Source organism: Poritiphilus flavus, from assembly GCF_009901585.1.
Taxonomy (GTDB): domain Bacteria; phylum Bacteroidota; class Bacteroidia; order Flavobacteriales; family Flavobacteriaceae; genus Poritiphilus; species Poritiphilus flavus.
In genome coordinates, this window is record NZ_WXYO01000006.1 from 29,124 (window position 1) to 49,169 (window position 20,046).

Genomic DNA, 20,046 nt, shown 5'->3' on the forward strand with positions numbered 1-20,046 from the left:
GAATACCAAAATGAAGAAGTTCTCTTTCTGCTTGGCCTTGATTTTTATCATTTACGCATGCAATGAAAAAAAGGATAGCAGTCCATCTGATATAAACGCAGACGGTTTAATAGTACAGAAAATCGATTCCATTGGAAATCACTTCATTGAGCAGGGGAAAGTTTTAGGATTTTCTATTGCTGTTTTAAGAAAGGGCGATACGCTCTATAACAAGGCTTTTGGCTACATCGACTCCGCCAAAACCAAGCCGGCGACTACCAGAACCATTTATAAAATCGCTTCAATTACCAAGGCACATGTTGCCAGTATGGTACTTAAGCTTCAAGAAGAAGGAAAACTCTCCCTGGAAGACACTCTGCATAAGTGGCTTCCTGATTATCCCAATAAAGACCAGGCCCAAAAGATCAAAATACGTCATTTGATTTCGCATACTTCAGGCATTCCTGATTATGCAAATACCCTTGACAATGAGTTTTTAGTGACAGGTGATCCCCCGAATAAGAAAACGTACTATGATTTTATAAAGAACAAACCTTTGTTGTTTGAGCCTGATTGGGGTTGGTCCTATTCCAATACTGGTTTTGTGCTTATGGCGATGATAATTGAAAAAGCTACTGGCAACAGTTATGAGGACGAGGTGCAAAGAATAATTGCCAAACCTATGAAATTCAAATCCTTAAATCATTATTATAAGCACAAACTTAAAGATGGAATAAGCCCCACTTTTGAGTTTAAAGACTCTGTCATCACAGGTAGTCATTGGGACAAGTTTAGTTGGATAAAAGGTGATGGAGGACTGAGTAATACGGCTTTGGATTTGGCTCATTTTCCTCTTGGCCTCAATAATGGTACCTTGATCAACAAACAATCCTTAGAAAAAATGACACAAGCACAAAGCCTGGCAAATGGGATAAAGGTCGATTACGGGCTGGGTTTGCGAATGGGAGATTTTGAGGGTGAAAACCTGTGGGGCCATACAGGTGGTGAAGAATCTACCTGGGGCATGTTAAAGTATATGCCGGAAAGAGATATTAGCATCGCGGTTTTAGTCAATACCAACAGCACCCCACATGATGCACTTGAAATATGGGGTAGAGTTGCCTTGGTCGTTCTGGGAAAAAAAGAGCCGAAGCACTCGGATCTGCCAATAACAGAGGACCTACTGGGAAAAATTGTAGGGGATTACAAATATGTAGATTTTCCTGATGAAAGACTTTATGAGGTATATCAGGGCAATGATGGTCATATATATGTGAAGGGAAAAAACAGCGATTCCAGGGGTGAAAAACTCAATCATCTTGGAGAGGGTAAATTCGCTTTAACCACCTACACTATGGATAGGATCATTTTTCATGAAAATGGTGTTGGTGAAATAGTAGGCTACAGTGTATACGCCAATGGTTCTTTCAGAGGGCTTCGCAATAAAGTAAATTAAGGGGTATGGGTGTGCAAGGCAAAAAACAGCTGAATACCCTTGCTTTAATTTTTCATCCAACGATCAAACGTTCAAGAAAATCACCCACAAAATAAGCCACAAAAGCTGCAATGCCCCCTAAGAAGAGTGTCTCCAATATTCCTTTGATAATTGACGTCTGGTTGACATAGGTTTTAAGCCAGCCAATGACCATAAAACCAATAGCCGTTAAAATTGAAGCGACCAGAAAGAGATTTTGTTCCAGGGGGGAGACATAGTCTACCACATAAATGAACAGCGGAATTATTCCAATAAGAATAAATGACATATAGGTGGTTGCCCCAATCCAAAAAGGAGAACGATCTTCTTTTATCATTCCAAGCTCTTCTTTCATCATATCATTTACCCAAACCTCTTTATCCTGAGTGATGACCTCCACCACTTTTTCCAGAAGCTCCCCTTTAAATCCTTTGGCAGCGTATATTTCCCTGATTTCTTCCTTTTCAACCTCGGGAAGGTTCTCCACCTCCCAATATTCTACTAGTTTATGCTTGTTGTAATTATCCTGCTCTGATTTGGTTGAAAGAAAGGCTCCGACTGACATGGCAAAACCGTCAGCCAGCAGATTCGCAAATCCCAAAATGATAATAACAGCACTGTCGAGTCCGGCACCGACCGATCCTGCAACTACGGCAAAAGTGGTCACACAACCATCGATACCGCCATAAACGAATTCCCCCAAATACTTTTCAAAGCGCTTAAATAGCCCTGACTTCTTATGGATTTCTGCCTCGTTGTGTATATCTGTTGTCATATTGTGGTCAAATTAATTAATATTTGGTGCATCCTTGCCAATTTTGAGTAGCCTTTATTCCATTTCGACATTTATAAGTCCAAAGGCCCCCCTGATCAAGAATTGATCATCCCCTTCGACTATCTTCTCATCTTTGACTTGCGTAAAACCTTGGTGGGTCATTCCTGTAGAAATGTTTACCTTCTCGAATCGCAAAACCGTATCGTCTTGAGAAAGCAGTCGTAGGGTATAGGCCTTGCCTTCAATTTCCACGACGCTCTCTGTTGGCAGTGCTGATGAAGATTCTTTGTGGATAATTATTTCAGCCTCAACGAACATACCTATTAAAAATCGGTCTTTGTCATTTTTCAGGTGGCCATGTACTTTAATGGTTCGGTTTTGGCCAATGGTAGTACCTACCAAATACACCTCGGCCATAAATGTTCGCTCGCTTGCCTCGGGGATCTTGAATGCAATGGGCTGTCCTTCTTTTATGTTCATGATATCGCGTTCGAAGACGGAGAGCTCAAGATGGATGTGACTGTTATCTACCACTTCCATTATTGGTGATGCCGGAGACACATAAGTGCCTTTGGATACGAAAACCTCGGTAACATTTCCCGAAATGGGGGCATAAAGGGAAGCGGTTGTGGTAATATTTCCCTTTAGAACCTCGGAAGATGATATGTTCAATAATCTCAATTGTTTTTCCAGACCATTGTACCGTGCTTTGGCCATTTTGTAATCGCTTTTGGTCTTTAGATAGTTTTTTTCTGAAGAAATATTCTCTTGGAACAAGGTCTGCTGCCTTTCATATTCAGATTTGAGATACTCCAGTTTTTCGCTTACCTCTAAATATTCCTGTTGCAGTTGGACAAATTCGGGATTTTCCAAGGTAACCAGTAATTGCCCTTTTTTAACCAAGTCTCCCACAATAAGAGGGGTTCGTTCAATGTATCCTCCTATGACTGCACTTATAACCGCCCTGTTCTCCGGAGGAACATCAATTAAGCCATTAGCGTTGACTACTTCAGGGAACTCCTGCTCCTGCAAGCTGCCGATTGCCATATCGTTCTTTGAAAACTGTTCTCTGCTGATTTCAATAATATTGATATCGTCAGATAGCGTTTCGGGGGTGGTTTCTTTCTTTTGACTACAGGCTCCAAGGATCAGCACCAATAAAAAATATTTGAGCAATTTCATAATGTTCGTTTTTAAAGTGTGATGTAATTCAATTCAATCACTGTCTGATTGTATCGGTGCAGCTGTTCTAAATGATCCAATTGTAATTCATAGGCATTCTTCAAACTAATGAGGTATTGAAAAAAGTCAATTTCCCCATTTTTAAAGCTCAGTTCAGCTGTTTTTAAGATCTCTTCCGCCAAAATATCGCCCTCCTTCTCATAGTAGGTCAGGGCTTTTTTATGTGTTTCGTATTGCGCTAGCAAGCCCACTCTCTTACCTTTTAGGCGTATTGAATAGTCTTTGTACTCTTGTTCTGAGGCTTTAAGCGCCATTTTTGAAGCTTTAATTCGGGTTGTTTGAGTGTTAAAGAATAAAGGCACTTTTAGCCCTAACTGGTAACCGATGAGCGTATTGTTCAGATTGGGTGCAGTACCCTGAAAATAGTTCAAAGTGATATCTGGCAACAATTGTTGCTTATCCAAGCGCTGCTGGGCCTGTAATTCTTCAATATTACTGCCGTACCATTCCAGTTCAGGTAGCTTAACATATTCCTCTGGCTGTATCTCCAATTTCTTTAGTGGGGTTTCCACGATTTTTACAGACGAATCAATTTGCACACTCGTCATTAGCTTGGCGAGTGCCATTTCCGTCTGTTGTAGTGCTTCCCGCAATGCTATTCCGATTTTTTGTTGTTGCGATTGGGCTGTGATCTTTTCCAGGTAATTCGTTTCTCCCAATTCAAAACGACGTTGGGCCATTCGGGCAAAATCGCGGTGAAGACTGTCGAGTTTCTTGAAAATCCCTTCTTTCTGTTTTGCGTATTGATAGGAGTAAAAATCAGAGATGAGCTGTCTTTCCATCAGCTTTTTTTGAAGGTCAAATCGGTTTTTCTCCAGTGAGGATCGCGCTTTGTTTCTACGCTTTTCTGCAAAATATACCGTAGGGAAGGAAAAATCCTGCTGTACCCCAAAAACACGTAAGGGTTCGTCGGTAATGGTAAGGTTATTTTCATCAAAATGATAATAGATCTCGGTTTTGTCGAATCGAAATGCGCTGCCGACCAAGGCATCAGATCGTTCGTAATTCATTTGAGCAGCCTTTAGTCCGGCATTGTTCTCGTATGCCAATTCCAAAAGCTCTGTTAAGCCGAGCGATCTTTCTTGCGCTGTTGATACTGAAGGAAGAAGTCCAAGCAGCATTATCAACACCAAGGGCATTCTTTGGATTGATTTCAAAGACGGCCTACCGACGGATTGGCTAACGAAAATGCGATACAGCACCGGCAAGACCACTAAAGTGAGCAAGGTAGACGTAATAAGTCCGCCAATTACAACTGTGGCCAGGGGTCGTTGAACCTCCGCGCCTGCACTGGTCGAGAGAGCCATAGGCAGAAAGCCGAGGGCAGCTGCCGAGGCGGTAAGCAAAACAGCTCGTAGCCTATCTTTCGTACCTTGTTTGATTAATGTTTCCATGGTTTCAAAAGATTGTTTTCGTAGTTCCTTAAAATGTTCAATAAGCACAATGCCATTGAGCACGGCAATTCCAAAAAGGGCAATAAAACCTACTCCTGCCGAAATACTAAAGGGCATGCTCCTTATCCACAACAATAAAACCCCACCCACGGCCGCAAGAGGAATGGCAGTGTAAATAAGTAAGGCCTCCTTAACAGATTTGAAGGCGAAGTAGAGTAGCACAAATATCAAAAAGAGCGCAATGGGTACTGCTACCCAAAGCCGGGCTTTGGCGCGTTGCAGGTTCTCAAATTGCCCTCCATAGGTTATGGTATAGCCAGTGGGCAATTGTATGTTATTATTGATAAGTGCTTTAATTTCGTTGACCACGGACTGCAAATCCCGGTCGCGTACGTTTATCCCGACTACGATGCGCCGCCGCGTATTATCCCTGGAAATTTTTGCTGCCCCTGTTTGGTAACTGATATCGGCCAGTTCCCTTAAGGGCACCTTGCCATATCCTGGGGTGTCTACATAGAGATTCTTCAGGTTATCTATGTCTTGTCTATGTGCTTTGTCCAGACGGACCACAAGGTCAAAACGTTTTTCGCCTTCATAGACGTAACCTACATTTCGTCCTGCAAAACCCATAGCGACCATGGCATTAAGATCAGTGATGTTCATTCCATATCTGGCTAGTCTGTTGCGATCATATTGGACGTTCATTTGTGGCAGGCCAACGATTTTCTCGACCGTGATATCGGCAGCACCCTCTACCTCGTCAATCAATGATTTTATTTCGTTACCCTTATTGCTAAGCACTTCCAGGTCCTCCCCAAAGATCTTAATGGCAATATCGGCGCGAACACCAGTGATCAGTTCATTGAAACGCATTTCTATTGGCTGTGTAAATTCAACCTCCATTCCTGGAATAACCTCCAGGGCGTTTTTAAACTGGTTGGCAAGTCCATCTTTACTTCTTGCCGAAACCCAGTCTTTTTTAGGTTTTAAGGTGATGATAACGTCGCTTTCTTCCATGGACATGGGGTCTGTAGGTACTTCCGCGGCCCCAATTCGGGTAACAACCTGTTCAACTTCAGGAAATTCATCTAATAGGATCTTTTCAATTTGACTGGAAGTCGCGATAGTCTTTTCTAATGAGGTACCTGTCTTTAGTACAGGTTGTATTACAAAGTCACCTTCGTCCAATGTGGGCACGAATTCGGCACCCATTCTGCTAAAGATCAAAGCTGTAAGCACTAATAGGGCAGCCGTAATGCCGAGCACTGTTCTTTTGTGGTTCAATGCCCAATCGATCAAGGGTTCATAGCGAGAATATAGCCATTGCATCAACCTCCGGGATATATTCTTTTCTGAAGCTTCGGTTGGTCGCAAAAAAAGCGATGAGGCGACGGGAACATAGGTAAAACAGAGAAAAATGGCTCCTATGAGTGCAAAGCTGAAGGTGAGAGCCATTGGTTTGAACATCTTACCTTCAACGCCGCTCAAGGAAAGTATGGGGATAAATACAATCAATATGATCAATTGTCCAAAAATGGCGGAATTCATCATTTTTGAGGCACTTGTCTCTGTGATGGCATCCCGTTCCTTTTGTTGATTTTCCAGAGTGAGCTGACCAAAATGCTGCCGTTCCGCAGTAATCTGAAAGGCTATGAATTCAACAATAATAACCGCTCCGTCAATTATGATCCCGAAATCTATAGCCCCTAAGCTCATCAGGTTGGCATCCACGCCAAAAGCATACATCAGGCATAAGGCGAAAAACAGACTCAATGGAATCACCGAGGCTACGACCAGGCCTGAGCGCAGATTTCCCAAAAGCAATACCACGATAAATATGACGATCAAACAGCCCAGCACTAAATTTTCGACCACGGTTCTTGTCGTTTTGGCGATAAGCTCACTACGGTCAAGTACGGCATTGATATACACTCCCTCGGGTAAAGTTTTTGATATTTCTTCAACCCGTTCCCTAACCGCATCTATGACTTTTTTACTGTTGGCGTTTTTTAACATCATCACCTGCCCCAACACCTTTTCACCTTCACCATTGCCCGTTATAGCACCAAAACGGGTTGCACTGCTGTAACCTACCTTGCCCACATCCTTGATATAGACGGGTAGGCCGCTGACGTTTTTTACCACGATATTGCCAATGTCTTCAAGTGAGGTTAAGAGTCCTTCACCCCTTATAAAATAGGCCTGATTGTTTTTTTCGATATATCCGCTACCTGCTACGCTATTATTGTTTTCGAGGGCAGAGAAGACCTGGCCGGCAGTTATGTTCATGGCATTCAGTCTTTCGGTGTTAAGGGCTACCTCATATTGTTTTAGATACCCGCCCCAGGTATTCACCTCTACCACTCCGTTAATGCCAGAAAGCTGCCTTTTGACTACCCAGTCCTGAATAGTACGTAGGTCAGTTACCGTATACTGATCTTCATACCCATCCTTAACATCAAGAATGTATTGATAGATTTCTCCCAGGCCGGTGGAAATTGGTCCCATTTCCGGAGTACCAAATCCTTCCGGGATTTTTTCGGAAGCGGACTTTATTTTTTCAGCGATTAGTTGTCTTGGCAGATAGGTGCCCATGGCATCGTCGAATACAATGGTCACCACAGAAAGGCCGAATTTTGACACGGACCGGATTTCCTGAACCCCAGGAAGATTAGCCATTTCCAATTCTACAGGATAGGTGATGAATTGTTCCATATCCTGGGTGGAAAGATTGTGAGAGGTGGTGATAACCTGTACCTGGTTATTGGTAACATCCGGCACGGCACCAATGGGTATTTGGGTAATTGAGAAAAGCCCAAAAAGTATTATGGCTGTTGTAAACAGCAGTACTATAAATTTATGATGCAAACTTAGTTTTATGATACGGGCAAGCATAACCGATTGTAATTAGTATAAAAGCAAAAGGGCACTAAGCCTTGTGCCTGAAAAAAATGATCAACTAGTGGCTATGCGCGCCGGGGCGGTTGAAAGGGACCATCGTCCCAGAGGGAGGTGTAGGTAACCAGATAATGAAAGCCATCCGTTTTTTTCATGGTAGCCCCTGTTCGCAAATGGTATTCTGAAGTTGCATATTGGACAAATACCAGCAGTGATAATGTGGTGGCGGGGTTTTGAAAGGGAAGTTCTTCGTGTTCTTGTTGCTCTTCCTGATGTTTTTTGTGGTGTTCCGTCTTTAGTTTACCGTAGTGTTTGGAAAGAAAAACTAAAAAACTATCGCCATATTCTTCGGAATGAAATTGGTAATGCTCTACCAGTTCATTCAATTCCAATATATCATCGAAATAGATGTTTAAACTATGGAAGAGTATAATAAAAGAGAGCAATATTGATAGCAATCGTACCATTTCGAATATAAAAGTAGCATTTTTCAAGGCGTTAAAACTGATATAAGTCATTCACGGTCATTACAATAGCTTATAAAACAGAAACTATCCTTTATGCTACCAATGTCTCTTTTTGATTTTGTCCCTGGGATTCCTGAAGTTGCAATAGGGCAAAAGTGACTTATTTCCCGATACAATATTGATCAATTCCTCTAACCTGTTATTGGCATTGATGTATTCTTCATTTGAGATAGAGTCCATTAAACAAGATTTAATCATTCAATTGTTATGTCTTGAAGTATATATTGTAACCCTTTTACCTTGTGGACGTTTTTATTAGTCCACAAGGTAAAAGGGTTACATGAGTAATGCAATTAAAGTTATCATAACTTATCATAAATGTCCAGTTTATTAGTTAAAAAACTGGACATTTTAGATACCTTTGTAAAAATCATTTGCAATGAAAACCTCTGAATATATTGAAGATAGGATTAATAAACTTCCAAAGGGATACGTGTTTACCTATATGGATTTTATGAATGAGGTGACTAGAAGAGAAGCTATTATTAAGCATCTGAATAGGATGGTTAAGTCCGGCAAGATAAACAAGCTATCCAAAGGTAAATATTTCAAGCCGCAAGAGACCGTATTCGGTTCCTTGCTTCCAGACCAACACCAAATTGTAAAGGATTTGTTGGAGGAAGATGGTAAACTTGTGGGATATATCACAGGGTATAGTGTTTATAATTCCCTGGGGCTTACCACACAGGTAAGTAGCACCATACAGATAGGCAAACGAGAAATAAGGCCCTCTTTTAAAAGAGGGCGTTTCAGGATTTCGTTCATCAAACAAAAAAATACCATAAATAAAGAAAATATTCCCCTATTGCGATTATTGGATGCGGTACGTTACATCAAAAAAATACCGGATACCACTATTGAAAAAAGTTGTATTCGATTGATGGCATTATTGCGCGAATTGAAAACGAGCGAGCAGATAAAGCTTATAAAGTTGGCTTTTAAATATTCCCCTGCCACCAGAGCTTTGTTGGGTGCATTGCTCAGGGAGATTGGTTGTAGGGCCGAGACGGAAATAAGAGACCTTCAGGATAGTTTAAATCCAATAACGGTTTATAATCTTGATATTTCTAAAAAGGTGTTGTCAAATGCCAAATACTGGAATATAAAATGAAGCTACACGGGAACGAAAAACTTTTCAGACAAGCGGTACAGGTAACCGCAGAGCGAATGGGTATTTTGGATATCTATATCGAAAAGGACTATTGGGTATGCTATGCATTAAAACTAATTTTTGAAAGCGCAATTAAAGATGAAGTCATATTTAAGGGTGGCACGGCCTTGTCAAAGTGCTACAATTTCATCGAACGTTTTTCGGAAGACATAGACTTAGTGGTATTACGAAAAGAAGAGGAGACTGGGAACCAATTAAAAACCAAACTCAAAAAAATAACCAATGAAATTACTGAACCATTTGTAGAAATAGAAGTGGAAGGGATTACCAATAAAATGGGAATGATTAGAAAGATAGCCTATACCTACCCAAAAGTTTTCAAAGGAAATTATGGGCAGGTTAGAGATGCCATTATTATAGAAGCAACATGGTTAGGCTATTTTGAACCACATACTAGGAGAGTCCTGAACACCTATATTTACGATATGATGAATGCCACTAATCAAATGACATTGGCGGAAGAATATGATTTATTGCCATTTGAAGTACTTGTATTGGATTCTCGAAGAACGCTTTGTGAAAAGATAATGAGTTTGGTACGATTCTCAAATACTGAAAATCCCATTGCTGACTTAAATGCCAAAATCAGGCATGTGTATGATATTCATCAGTTGTTGAAAGATGAAACGGTTCGGGCATTTTTTACTTCCGAAGCTTTTGATGGGATGTTGCTCAAAGTAGCCCACGACGATGTACAAAGTTTTAAGAATAATAACGACTGGTTACGATACCATCCAAAAGAGGCATTGATTTTCAGAAGCCCGAAAGAAACATGGAGTCAACTTAAAGACACCTATCAGAATGCATTTAAGTTTTTGGTTTATGGGGAGTTACCCATGGAGGAGGATGTGTTGGCAACAATTATTAAGGTGTCAAAACGATTGTTCCAAATAAAATGGAAGATATCTTTTTAACAAATATCCCAAATCCTTACCAAAACTTTACGCGTGGTTCCTGTTGAAATTCTTCCGTGTTCGTAAAGATAAGCCGGCAAGATTAATTCTATAACACCCCAACCACTTTCTGTCGTTGAGGTCATAGCACAACTATCACGTTGGATTTCTTTAACAAGGTTAGCTAGAAAGGATAAAAGCTAATTGCTCCAAAAGTTTTAAGGCTCAAGAATTTTTAAGGGAGCTTACTAAATAGAAATAGGGCAGAAGTGGCCTATTTCCCGATGCAGAAATTAGCAAAAATATTCCCGAGCAGATCATCAGAGGTGATCTCTCCGGTGATCTCCCCGAAGTGGTAGAGCGCTTGGCGGATGTCAATGGCCATCAAGTCTCCCGAAAGGCCTTCAGAAAGCCCCTCCCGCACCTTTTCCACAGATTCTAAGGCTTTTAGAAGCGCGTCGTAATGCCTGGTGTTGGTCACTATGGTCTCATTGTTCTTAAGGGCTCCGGTATTTACCAGTCCCATTAATTTGTCCTTGAGTGTTTCCAGACCTTCTCCGGTTTTGGCTGAAAGCGGGATCATTGTGATGGCTTCGGAAGCCTCCAGGCTGGAGTTCAATTCCTGTTTTTGGGTATCGTTTAAAAGATCCACTTTATTTGGGACTACTATCAGGGACTTTTGAGGATATTTGTTCCGTATAGCGGAAACCTCTTTTTTCAGACCCTCAAAACCGTTGGCTGCCCACTGTTTACTATCCAACAGATATACAACTACCTGAGCCTGGTCTATCTTTTCGAAGGTGCGTTGTATTCCTATGCTTTCAACCAGGTCTTCGGTGTCCCTGATACCAGCGGTATCAATAAAACGAAAACCAATTCCACCAATGGAGATCTCATCTTCTATGGTGTCCCTGGTGGTGCCGGCGATATCTGAAACGATGGCCCTTTCTTCGTTTAGCAAGGCATTCAGCAGGGTGGATTTCCCCACATTGGGTTCCCCGACAATAGCAATCGGGATCCCATTCTTGATCACGTTCCCTACGGCAAAAGAGTCTATCAAATGTTTAAGCACATTTTGAATGCGTTGGAGTAGGGCCACAAACTGTTCGCGATCCGCAAATTCCACATCCTCCTCCGCGAAATCCAGTTCCAATTCTATCAGTGAGGCAAAATTCAACAGTTCGTCCCTTAGCTGTTTGATCTCATTGCTAAAACCTCCCCGCATCTGTTGCATAGCCAGCTGGTGAGACGCCTCGTTATCACTGGCCACCAGATCAGCCACGGCCTCAGCCTGACTCAGGTCCATTTTTCCATTGAGAAAAGCTCTCAACGTAAACTCCCCGGCCTGGGCGGTCCGGCATCCCTTTCTGAGGAAAAGCTGAATGATCTGTTGCTGGATATATGGGGATCCATGACAGGAGATCTCCACAACGTCTTCGCCTGTATAGGAATTAGGTCCTTTGAATATAGACACCAATACCTTATCCAGATTGCGCTCCGCATCTTTAATATATCCCAAATGGATGGTGTGCGTTTTTTGGGCCAGAAGATCTTTACCACTTACAGATTTAAATGCACTGGAAACCAATGATATAGCATCAGGACCGGAAACACGGATCACAGCAATTGCCCCAGCCCCGGAGGGGGTGGCTAAAGCGATGATGGTGTCGTTTGAGCTCATACTTGGATATTAAGTGCAAAAATAGTCAAAAACAACCTATAGGCTAATTGCTCCAGGGTAGTAGGATCTGTCGGGGGTTATTTCTTATCTTATCGGACTCAATAACCGACATAAACCACAGAATATGAAAAAGTTACTCTTACTGATCTGCTGTGCCTCATTAGGACTTAACAGCCTGATCGCACAGGAGGAGGCAAGTACAGCTTCTGTAGAAACCGCCGAGGAGATCAAGGAACGGAAGGCAGTGATCAAGAAAGTGGAAAAGGCGGAGCGGAAGGTGGTAAAAGCTGAAAAACTGGAAAGAAGATCTGAGCGAAAAGAGAAGCAAGAAGAACAATTGGCAAAAGCCATCAATTCTAAGAAGAAGCGTATTGCTAAGGAAGAGCGAAAGCTATCAAAACTAAAACAGCGGATGGAGAAAGATCAACTCAAAGGAAAACTCTCACCCAGGGATCTGGAAAAGCTGGAAAAACGCCTGGATAATAGTAGGTCTGGGATCGCCAAGGAAAAAGAGCGGCTGCAAAAACTTCAAAAAAAGCAATAATTTAAAGGATTGATGCTTTCATAAGGGTGGAAAGTGTAACATTTTTGAACAAAAAGCTACTTATGAGATAGTTCACCCTAAAATCAATCAAAATGGAAGTCATCAATCAATCAACGTTACGCACAGACAGGTCTTTGCTTGTCATCACACATCTTACACAATTATTGCATTATATCATCGGGTTCGGTGGGTTTATAGTTCCCTTAATTATCTGGCTGGCCTCTAAAAACTCAGTGGAAGATATGAACGAACACGGAAAGTCCATCATCAACTTACAATTGAGTATGCTGCTTTACATCATTCTGAGTATTCCGGCAATACTATTGCTCGGACTGGGAATACTAACTCTGATCGGTGTAGGAATACTGGGCTTTGTAATGCCAATAGTAAATGCAGTTCGCGCTGGGAACGGGGAATCCCCAAGTTACTTTTTAACCATTCCTTTTATTCCGTGAAAAGCGTCTGAAGATAAATCAAATTAAACTAAACTAAAACCTGGCAGCTTTTTAAAATAAGTATGCCGGGTTTGTTTTTTAGTTGTTGAGCATTACCGGCATCACCAGCATGGTGATGTTTTCACCTTCGTCCAGACCGTCTGCTGGGGTGAGTATGCCTGCCCGGTTCGGGAGGCTCATTTCCAGGGATACGTCATCCGAAGCGAGATTGCCAAGCATTTCTACCAGGAATCTGGAATTGAATCCGATCTGCATATCATCTCCCTGGTAAGAGCAGGTAAGCCTTTCTTCAGCCTTATTGCTATAGTCAATATCTTCTGCCGAAATATTGAGTTCTGCTCCTGCTATTTTAAGTCGGATCTGATGCGTGGTCTTATTTGAGAAGATGGAGACCCTTCGTACGGAACTCAGGAATTGGTTCCTGGAAATACTGAGTTTATTTGGGTTTTCCTTGGGGATAACCGCTTCGTAATTCGGATATTTCCCATCTATCAAACGGCAAATAAGTTCTGTATTGTCAAAACTGAATTTGGCGTTGCTCTCGTTGTATTCAATTTTCACTTCTTCCTCACTACCGGCCAGTATTCCCTTAAGAAGGTTCAAGGGTTTTTTTGGCATGATGAACTCCGCTACCTGAGAAGCATTGACATCCGTTCGCTGATACTTTACCAATTTATGCGCGTCTGTTGCCACGAAGGTCAGGTTCTCAGGGGAAAACTGGAAAAACACCCCACTCATAACAGGGCGGAGATCGTCATTTCCGGCGGCGAAAATGGTCTTGTTGATGGCGTTGGCCAGAATATCACCCATAAGTGAAGTGGAGCTGGGGCTTGCCAATTCTACGGCCTTTGGGAATTCCGCACCATCCGCGTACGCCAGGGCGTATTTCCCGTGATTGGAACTTATCTCTACGGTATTATTGTCCTCAATTACAAAAGTAAGCGGCTGTTCCGGGAAGGTCTTAAGGGTTTCCAGCAATAGTCTGGCCGGAACCGCTATAACCCCTTCATTATCGGAATCCACTTCCAAAACGGCACTCATGGTAGTCTCCAGGTCTGAGGCCGATACCGTTAATTGATTCTTTTTTAGATCAAATAGAAAGTTGTCCAGGATCGGGAGGGTGTTGCTGTTGCTGATTACACCTCCAAGAACCTGTAGTTGTTTTAACAAGTACGTACTCGATACAATAAATTTCATGCGCTCTACTTAAATTACAAGGGATTTAACCTTTGGATTTAAACCCCGGACAACTGGGTCTAATGGAACAAATATATCCCAAATGTCCCTTTGAATAAAACAAACTTATCAACACTTAACGGCCGTATTTCCGCTTCTGATAGTAGCGGAATCCAAATCCAAAAATGGCCACCAGGACCAACGGTAGCCCAATGGTCATAAGTTGCCACCGGAATTTCTGTGTCCTGATCTTTTCGGGATCCAGCAAGGGAATGGCCACTTGCTTATTTCGGATGTTTATAAGTCCGCTATCGTCCAGCATATAATTCACACTGTTGATCAAAAACTCCTTATTGCCATAGAAGGTATTCGTCCATTTATCATACCCTAATTCCAGCGGTCTGCCGTTCCTGAGTTGATTTCTTATCACGTCTCCATCCGAGACTACCAGCATTTTGTTTGGACCTCCTTTTTCGGCTGTGCCCTGCAAATCCAGAGGTTTGACCCGATTGGTGAAAGCAGAACCGAAATCTCCTTCGATAAGTACAGCCACAGCTTTATTGCCGTCATTATAGGTTTCCCGATCCAGGGGACTGTCCAGGATAGAAAAACTAATGGTCTTTGGAGTTCCCTCCAATTTAGACAGCGGAGAACTGTAGTAAAGCACTGTTTTTTTGTTGGCATTCGCCAGGGTATCTATGCTGCTGGCAAACTGGAGCCTGAGCGCTTCGAGCTTGTTGTTAACCGGATGATCATTCCTGGAAATGATCATGGGATGATATACCCAGGGCAGGGGATTGTACTGCGAACTGTTACCCTCTCCTGTAGCCAGCACGATCTGGGTGGCATAAAAGTCGTTTACCAGGTCTGTGTTGATCCTCAGCCCGTATTTGAAAAAGAAATCCCCGAGATTAAGATCCCTGGGAAAGGCAAGGGCGCTGCCTTTTTCATTGAACAGGCTATCGAGTTCCATGGCAACCTGGTCTATCAGCCAGACAGACTTGCCCCCGTTCACTATAAACTGGTCCATCACGTATTTTTCCTCATCGCTGAAAGCCTGCGTGGGTTTGGCAATAAGGGCCAGGTCAAATCCCTTCAATTGGTCCAGCACTTTTTGAGGATTTGAACTTACGGAATCCAGGGTTATAGCCCCTATGTTGTAATAATCCCTGAGCGTACTGAGGTAGTCGGCCATTTGAATGTCCGGCAATTCCCCATTGCCTTTTATGACGGCGATACGCTTTTTTTCTGTCAGCCCTAATTTGGTAAAGGCATCCGCGAAGGCGTATTCCAGGTTCTGAACGGAGTTGTTGATACGTTGTTCCGTACTTGCCCCCAGGCGGTTTTTCAATAGGGAGACCCTGACCGTATTGTTGTTGTGATTTACCATGGCCCATGGAAAGAGCAATTCCTGGGAGACCTTTCCATTTTCCTCAACGGTCACGTTGGCCGGTGTCAGTCCGATACTCTGAAGTTCAGCTATAGTGGATTCGCTTTGGGATCCTTCAAGAGGATCTACAAAATTGAATTTTATATTGTTATTTTCTGAAGTGAATTCCTCAAGTATCTGCCTGGTTTCCTGTTTTAGCCTGGTAAACTCCGCGGGAAGATTGCCATCCAGTAGTACATCCACAATTACCGGCGTATCGAATTCGGAGACTGTAGCCATGGCCGCTTCGGACAATGTATATCTCTTGTCCTCGGTAAGGTCCAAACGAAAATAAGCCAGACTGCCCAACAGGTTGATCAGCACAAGAAAAACCAGCGCTTTTAATATCGCTATAAACATGTTTCTTTTCATCACCTGTCTATGGTTTTAAGGCGGAAGACCGTCAGGAAAAGAAAAGCTAGTGTCAGGCTGAGGAAGTAGATCAGATCACGAGTATCCAATACGCCACTGGCAACACTTTCAAAGTGTTTTTTCATTCCCAGATCTTGTATGAAGAGTACCAGGTTGCCGTCTGAAAATACTGTGGAAATTGCCTCAAATCCATAGTAGAAAGCAAAGCACAACAGCAGGGCCGTCATGAATGCTACGATCTGATTTTCCGTCAAAGCTGAGCTAAAGAGACTAATAGCGATATAGGCGCTCACAAGAAAGAGCAGACCAAAGTAGGATCCCCATACCAACCCAATATCCAGATTTCCGGTTGTAGTACCCAATTCTGAAATGGCGTAGGCGTAGAGTAGCGTGGGTAGCAGCGCCAATAACACCAGAACCAGTATTCCAAAAAACTTGCCCCCTACGGTTTGCCATAGATTCAGAGGCTTAATGAACAATAGTTCAAGGGTGCCCAGTTTTCTTTCTTCGGAAAAACTGCGCATGGCGATAGCCGGAATAAGGAACAAAAGCACCCAGGGAGCGAGTCGGAAAAAGTTACTCAGGTCTGCAAATCCGTATTCCAACAGGTTAAAGGGCCCTTTGAATACCCATAAAAACAAACCACTTAGAAGCAAAAAGAAACCAATGACCAGATACCCTATTGGGGAACTGAAAAATGATTTGACCTCTCTTTTAAAAATTGCCAGCATATATGAGTTTGTTGGAATTAGGTCTTCTTTATGAAGATTTGTTTATCTGTGTATTTGTTTATTCGTTTAGTAACTTTTATCTCAATTTCATTTATCCTCCGTAGCTTCAGCGAAGGAGGACTATTCACTCTTTACTGCACCGTCTCCCTGGTACTTACACTCCAGGCCTCCGGTTTGTCGGAAAACAGCAGTTTGGTCCTGCCCCATACGGCTTTAAAAAAATCAGAAGCCCGGTAATTTTCCAGGGCCTCTTCGGATTCCCAAAAGCTATAGGTAAAAAAGATGCAGGGATCGTTAATATCCTGATGTAGCCTTAAGAAATTACAGCCTTCGAAATTCCTTATATTTTGTTTAGTTTCTTCAAAAATCCGTTCAAAACTAGCAATATTTTCCCTTTTGAATTTCAGTTTTACGATTCGGACCAACATTTAATTGAAATTTATGATTATGGTATCCCGGTAATCCAGGCCCAGCAGGGTAGAAGCCCCTCCAACCGTATTGAGGTCGCTTTTATAAATGGCGAGTTCAATATAATCCGAAGAATTAAAGAGGGCTAATAGATCACCAGGCCCCTTACGCTGATTTTTGTCCAACTCAAAATTGATCAGGTCTGAATATTTGTGATGGATTTCTGTGATCTTCCGGTTTCTCGCGTTGAGGGTGAAGGAACGACCATTGCGATAAGCTTCAAAAAGGCTTCTTTGAATATTGGTGATCACATTGCCGTAATTATCTATATAGATTACGCTGCCTACAATGGAATTGCCGTTTTCAGTTATTCTCGGTGCGAATTCCTTGAGATCCTTAAGTTCAGTAAACGGCTTACCCACTACGTCCAGGGTCCCGCCACGGGCGATATGACAGGCTACCTGTACAAAGACATCAAGAACGGGAAATGAACCGTGGATTGGGTTCGGGATATTGATCTCCACCACTTTTTCCGGCTGGATCTCGGCGGCGATCAGGCCTATTACACCATTGTTCGCGCTGATAAAGTAATGGCCGTCTACGAGGACGGCTATATGTTGATTTTCAACGGTTGGTTCAGCATCCACCCCTACAATATGGATAGTACCTTCCGGGAAGGCCTTATAGGAATTCTTTAGGATGTAAGCGCATTCCTGAATGTTGAATGGACGAATGGTGTGTGAAATATCAACAATTTTCACTTCTGCTAACTCCCGGTAAATAGTTCCTTTTATGGCTCCTACGAAATGGTCTTTCTGCCCAAAATCAGTAGTTAAAGTAATTATTGCCATGCCATACTGTTGATATTTTTTACCTAGGCAAAGTGATTTTTACTTAAGTTTGTTGAACAAAATTACACAAAAAAACAGCCAACGAAAATAGAATCGTCGGTCAACATTTTTTAAACCTTTCGAATATTTGAACGAACTAAAATTAGAACTTACCGAAATAAGCCCCAGGGAGTTTTTTGGACATCAGAACGAACATATCAATCTTCTGAAAAAATACTTCCCAAAATTAAAAATAGTTGCAAGGGGGAGTAAGATAAAGGTATATGGAGATCAGCAACTTTTAGATGAGTTCGACAAGCGTTTCCAAATGCTCACCAGGCATTTCTCCAGGTATAATACCCTGGACGAAAATGTTATTGAGCGCGTACTCACCAGCAATGGGGTAGAAGACTACGAATCCTCCCAGCAAAGCGGAGACGTGCTGGTGCATGGGGTTAACGGCAGGCTGGTAAAGGCCCAAACCGCTAATCAGCGTAAACTGGTTGATGCCGTAAAGGAAAAGGATATGGTTTTCGCCATAGGCCCGGCTGGTACGGGAAAGACCTATACCGGTGTGGCGCTCGCTGTGCGTGCCCTGAAAAACAAAGAGGTCAAGCGTATAATTCTTACCCGCCCGGCCGTGGAAGCCGGTGAGAATCTGGGATTTTTACCCGGAGACCTCAAAGAAAAGCTCGATCCGTATATGCAACCTCTGTACGATGCATTACGGGATATGATCCCCTCGGAAAAACTAGCGCACTATATTGAGAACGGCACCATACAGATAGCGCCTATGGCATTTATGCGTGGCCGCACTCTGGATAACGCTTTTGTGATCCTGGACGAAGCACAGAACACGACTCACGCACAGATGAAGATGTTCCTGACCCGTATGGGTAAGAACGCTAAATTCCTCATCACCGGAGATCCAGGGCAAATAGACCTTCCACGAAGGGTTATATCAGGCTTAAAAGAAGCTTTGCTGATACTAAAGAATCTGCAGGGGATAGAGATTATTTACCTGGACGATAAAGATGTAATCAGACATAAGCTGGTCAAAAAAGTGATTGAAGCTTATAAGACCATTGAGCATCAAAACTAAAGCCATATATGTCTAATACCCTCGTAGCTACCAACTTTAATTTTCCAGGTCAACAAAGCGTTTATAAGGGCAAAGTAAGGGAGGTCTACCGTATAGGGGAAGAGCTTCTTGTGATGATAGCCACTGATCGATTGTCCGCTTTTGATGTGGTCATGCCCAAAGGAATTCCATACAAAGGTCAGATACTGAATCAGATCGCTTCCCGTATGATGGATTCTACTGCGGATATCGTTCCTAATTGGTTGCTGGCCAACCCGGACCCCAATGTAGCGGTAGGTTACGCCTGTGAACCTTTTAAGGTAGAAATGGTGATCCGTGGTTATATGGCAGGTCATGCAGCCAGGGAGTACAAAGCAGGTAAAAGAACCCTTTGTGGTGTTCCGCTTCCCGAAGGTCTTCGGGAAAATGACGCTTTTCCGGAACCTATCATCACACCTGCGACCAAAGCGGAAAAGGGAGATCATGACGAAGATATTTCAAGGGAAGAGATCCTGGCACGTGGAATTGTCTCTGAGGAGGACTATGTGATCCTGGAAAAATATACCAGAAGCCTTTTTGAGAGAGGGACACAGATCGCGGCAGAACGCGGACTTATACTGGTGGATACCAAATACGAATTCGGCAAGACCAGGGCAGGGGAGATCGTGTTGATCGATGAGATCCATACCCCGGATTCTTCGCGTTATTTTTATCAGGAAGGATATGAGGAGCGGCAGGAACAGGGAGTGGCCCAGAAACAGTTATCCAAAGAGTTTGTCCGTCAATGGCTAATAAGCAATGGCTTTCAGGGACTGGAGGGACAGCAGGTTCCTGAGATGACTGATGCCTATATCGATTCCGTCTCTGAGCGCTATATAGAACTGTATGAAAACATCACCGGATTAGCCTTTGAAAAGGCGGATGTATCTGATATCGAGGCGCGAATAGAACGCAATGTACTCGCGTATCTGGCGGATAACTAAGCT

General features: G+C 42.8%; 18 protein-coding genes. 7 read left to right on the forward strand and 11 right to left on the reverse strand.

Annotated features, from left to right (window positions below):
• Nucleotides 1-10 precede the first annotated feature (10 nt).
• Entirely contained in the window at nucleotides 11-1,435 is a 1,425-nt protein-coding gene (locus GTQ38_RS12960; protein ID WP_161435973.1) for a serine hydrolase domain-containing protein, read from the forward strand.
• Nucleotides 1,436-1,487: 52 nt separating this feature from the next.
• Here the strand turns inward: GTQ38_RS12960 and GTQ38_RS12965 are convergent, their stop codons facing one another.
• The 5 genes from GTQ38_RS12965 to GTQ38_RS12985 form a co-directional block, all read right to left on the reverse strand.
• Nucleotides 1,488-2,228, reverse strand: coding sequence for a VIT1/CCC1 transporter family protein (locus GTQ38_RS12965; RefSeq protein ID WP_161435974.1), 741 nt, complete (start codon nucleotides 2,226-2,228; stop codon nucleotides 1,488-1,490).
• 54 nt (nucleotides 2,229-2,282) lie between these two features.
• Entirely contained in the window at nucleotides 2,283-3,410 is a 1,128-nt protein-coding gene (locus GTQ38_RS12970) for an efflux RND transporter periplasmic adaptor subunit (RefSeq protein WP_238857929.1), read from the reverse strand.
• 11 nt (nucleotides 3,411-3,421) lie between these two features.
• A complete protein-coding gene (locus tag GTQ38_RS12975; RefSeq protein ID WP_161435975.1) occupies nucleotides 3,422-7,759 on the reverse strand; it encodes a CusA/CzcA family heavy metal efflux RND transporter in 4,338 nt (1,445 codons plus the stop codon).
• 71 nt (nucleotides 7,760-7,830) lie between these two features.
• A complete protein-coding gene (locus tag GTQ38_RS12980) occupies nucleotides 7,831-8,280 on the reverse strand; it encodes a hypothetical protein (RefSeq protein WP_161435976.1) in 450 nt (149 codons plus the stop codon).
• 45 nt (nucleotides 8,281-8,325) lie between these two features.
• Nucleotides 8,326-8,469, reverse strand: coding sequence for a hypothetical protein (locus tag GTQ38_RS12985; RefSeq protein WP_161435977.1), 144 nt, complete (start codon nucleotides 8,467-8,469; stop codon nucleotides 8,326-8,328).
• Nucleotides 8,470-8,668: 199 nt separating this feature from the next.
• On the opposite strand from GTQ38_RS12985, the gene GTQ38_RS12990 reads away from it, so the two are divergent.
• Together GTQ38_RS12990 and GTQ38_RS12995 are read left to right on the forward strand one after the other, a co-directional pair.
• Complete coding sequence (locus tag GTQ38_RS12990) at nucleotides 8,669-9,400, forward strand: DUF6088 family protein (protein WP_161435978.1); 732 nt, start codon at nucleotides 8,669-8,671, stop codon at nucleotides 9,398-9,400.
• Between the two features lie 56 nt (nucleotides 9,401-9,456).
• The gene (locus tag GTQ38_RS12995; protein ID WP_238857930.1) at nucleotides 9,457-10,374 is read left to right on the forward strand and encodes a nucleotidyl transferase AbiEii/AbiGii toxin family protein; all 918 of its coding nucleotides are present in this window, start codon (nucleotides 9,457-9,459) and stop codon (nucleotides 10,372-10,374) included.
• Between the two features lie 253 nt (nucleotides 10,375-10,627).
• Here GTQ38_RS12995 and mnmE read toward each other — a convergent pair whose 3' ends face one another.
• Nucleotides 10,628-12,034 (reverse strand): tRNA uridine-5-carboxymethylaminomethyl(34) synthesis GTPase MnmE, encoded by a 1,407-nt coding sequence (gene mnmE, locus GTQ38_RS13000; RefSeq protein ID WP_161435980.1) that lies wholly within the window; start codon nucleotides 12,032-12,034, stop codon nucleotides 10,628-10,630.
• A 124-nt stretch (nucleotides 12,035-12,158) separates the two neighbouring features.
• Here mnmE and GTQ38_RS13005 point away from each other — a divergent pair, with 124 nt between their 5' ends.
• Both GTQ38_RS13005 and GTQ38_RS13010 read left to right on the forward strand, forming a co-directional pair.
• Nucleotides 12,159-12,578: a hypothetical protein gene (locus tag GTQ38_RS13005; RefSeq protein ID WP_161435981.1), complete on the forward strand. Its 420-nt coding sequence runs from the start codon at nucleotides 12,159-12,161 to the stop codon at nucleotides 12,576-12,578.
• 92 nt (nucleotides 12,579-12,670) lie between these two features.
• Complete coding sequence (locus GTQ38_RS13010; RefSeq protein WP_161435982.1) at nucleotides 12,671-13,033, forward strand: DUF4870 domain-containing protein; 363 nt, start codon at nucleotides 12,671-12,673, stop codon at nucleotides 13,031-13,033.
• Between the two features lie 78 nt (nucleotides 13,034-13,111).
• Here GTQ38_RS13010 and dnaN read toward each other — a convergent pair whose 3' ends face one another.
• From dnaN to GTQ38_RS13035, 5 genes are all read right to left on the reverse strand, one after another.
• A complete protein-coding gene (dnaN, locus tag GTQ38_RS13015) occupies nucleotides 13,112-14,230 on the reverse strand; it encodes a DNA polymerase III subunit beta (RefSeq protein ID WP_161435983.1) in 1,119 nt (372 codons plus the stop codon).
• Between the two features lie 115 nt (nucleotides 14,231-14,345).
• The gene (gldG, locus tag GTQ38_RS13020; protein ID WP_161435984.1) at nucleotides 14,346-16,010 is read right to left on the reverse strand and encodes a gliding motility-associated ABC transporter substrate-binding protein GldG; all 1,665 of its coding nucleotides are present in this window, start codon (nucleotides 16,008-16,010) and stop codon (nucleotides 14,346-14,348) included.
• Nucleotides 16,010-16,741, reverse strand: a complete 732-nt coding sequence (gene gldF / locus GTQ38_RS13025) for a gliding motility-associated ABC transporter permease subunit GldF (protein WP_161435985.1) — start codon at nucleotides 16,739-16,741, stop codon at nucleotides 16,010-16,012. The genes gldG and gldF overlap by 1 nt, the downstream gene beginning before the upstream one ends.
• A gap of 131 nt (nucleotides 16,742-16,872) precedes the next feature.
• A complete protein-coding gene (locus GTQ38_RS13030; RefSeq protein ID WP_161435986.1) occupies nucleotides 16,873-17,169 on the reverse strand; it encodes a putative quinol monooxygenase in 297 nt (98 codons plus the stop codon).
• Nucleotides 17,170-18,000 carry an SAM hydrolase/SAM-dependent halogenase family protein gene (locus tag GTQ38_RS13035; protein ID WP_161435987.1) on the reverse strand — a complete coding sequence of 277 codons (831 nt, stop codon included), beginning with the start codon at nucleotides 17,998-18,000 and terminating at the stop codon, nucleotides 17,170-17,172.
• A gap of 127 nt (nucleotides 18,001-18,127) precedes the next feature.
• Between GTQ38_RS13035 and GTQ38_RS13040 the strand changes: the two genes are divergently transcribed.
• Both GTQ38_RS13040 and GTQ38_RS13045 read left to right on the forward strand, forming a co-directional pair.
• Nucleotides 18,128-19,081 carry a PhoH family protein gene (locus GTQ38_RS13040; RefSeq protein ID WP_161435988.1) on the forward strand — a complete coding sequence of 318 codons (954 nt, stop codon included), beginning with the start codon at nucleotides 18,128-18,130 and terminating at the stop codon, nucleotides 19,079-19,081.
• 8 nt (nucleotides 19,082-19,089) lie between these two features.
• Entirely contained in the window at nucleotides 19,090-20,043 is a 954-nt protein-coding gene (locus tag GTQ38_RS13045) for a phosphoribosylaminoimidazolesuccinocarboxamide synthase (RefSeq protein ID WP_161435989.1), read from the forward strand.
• Nucleotides 20,044-20,046: the final 3 nt, after the last annotated feature.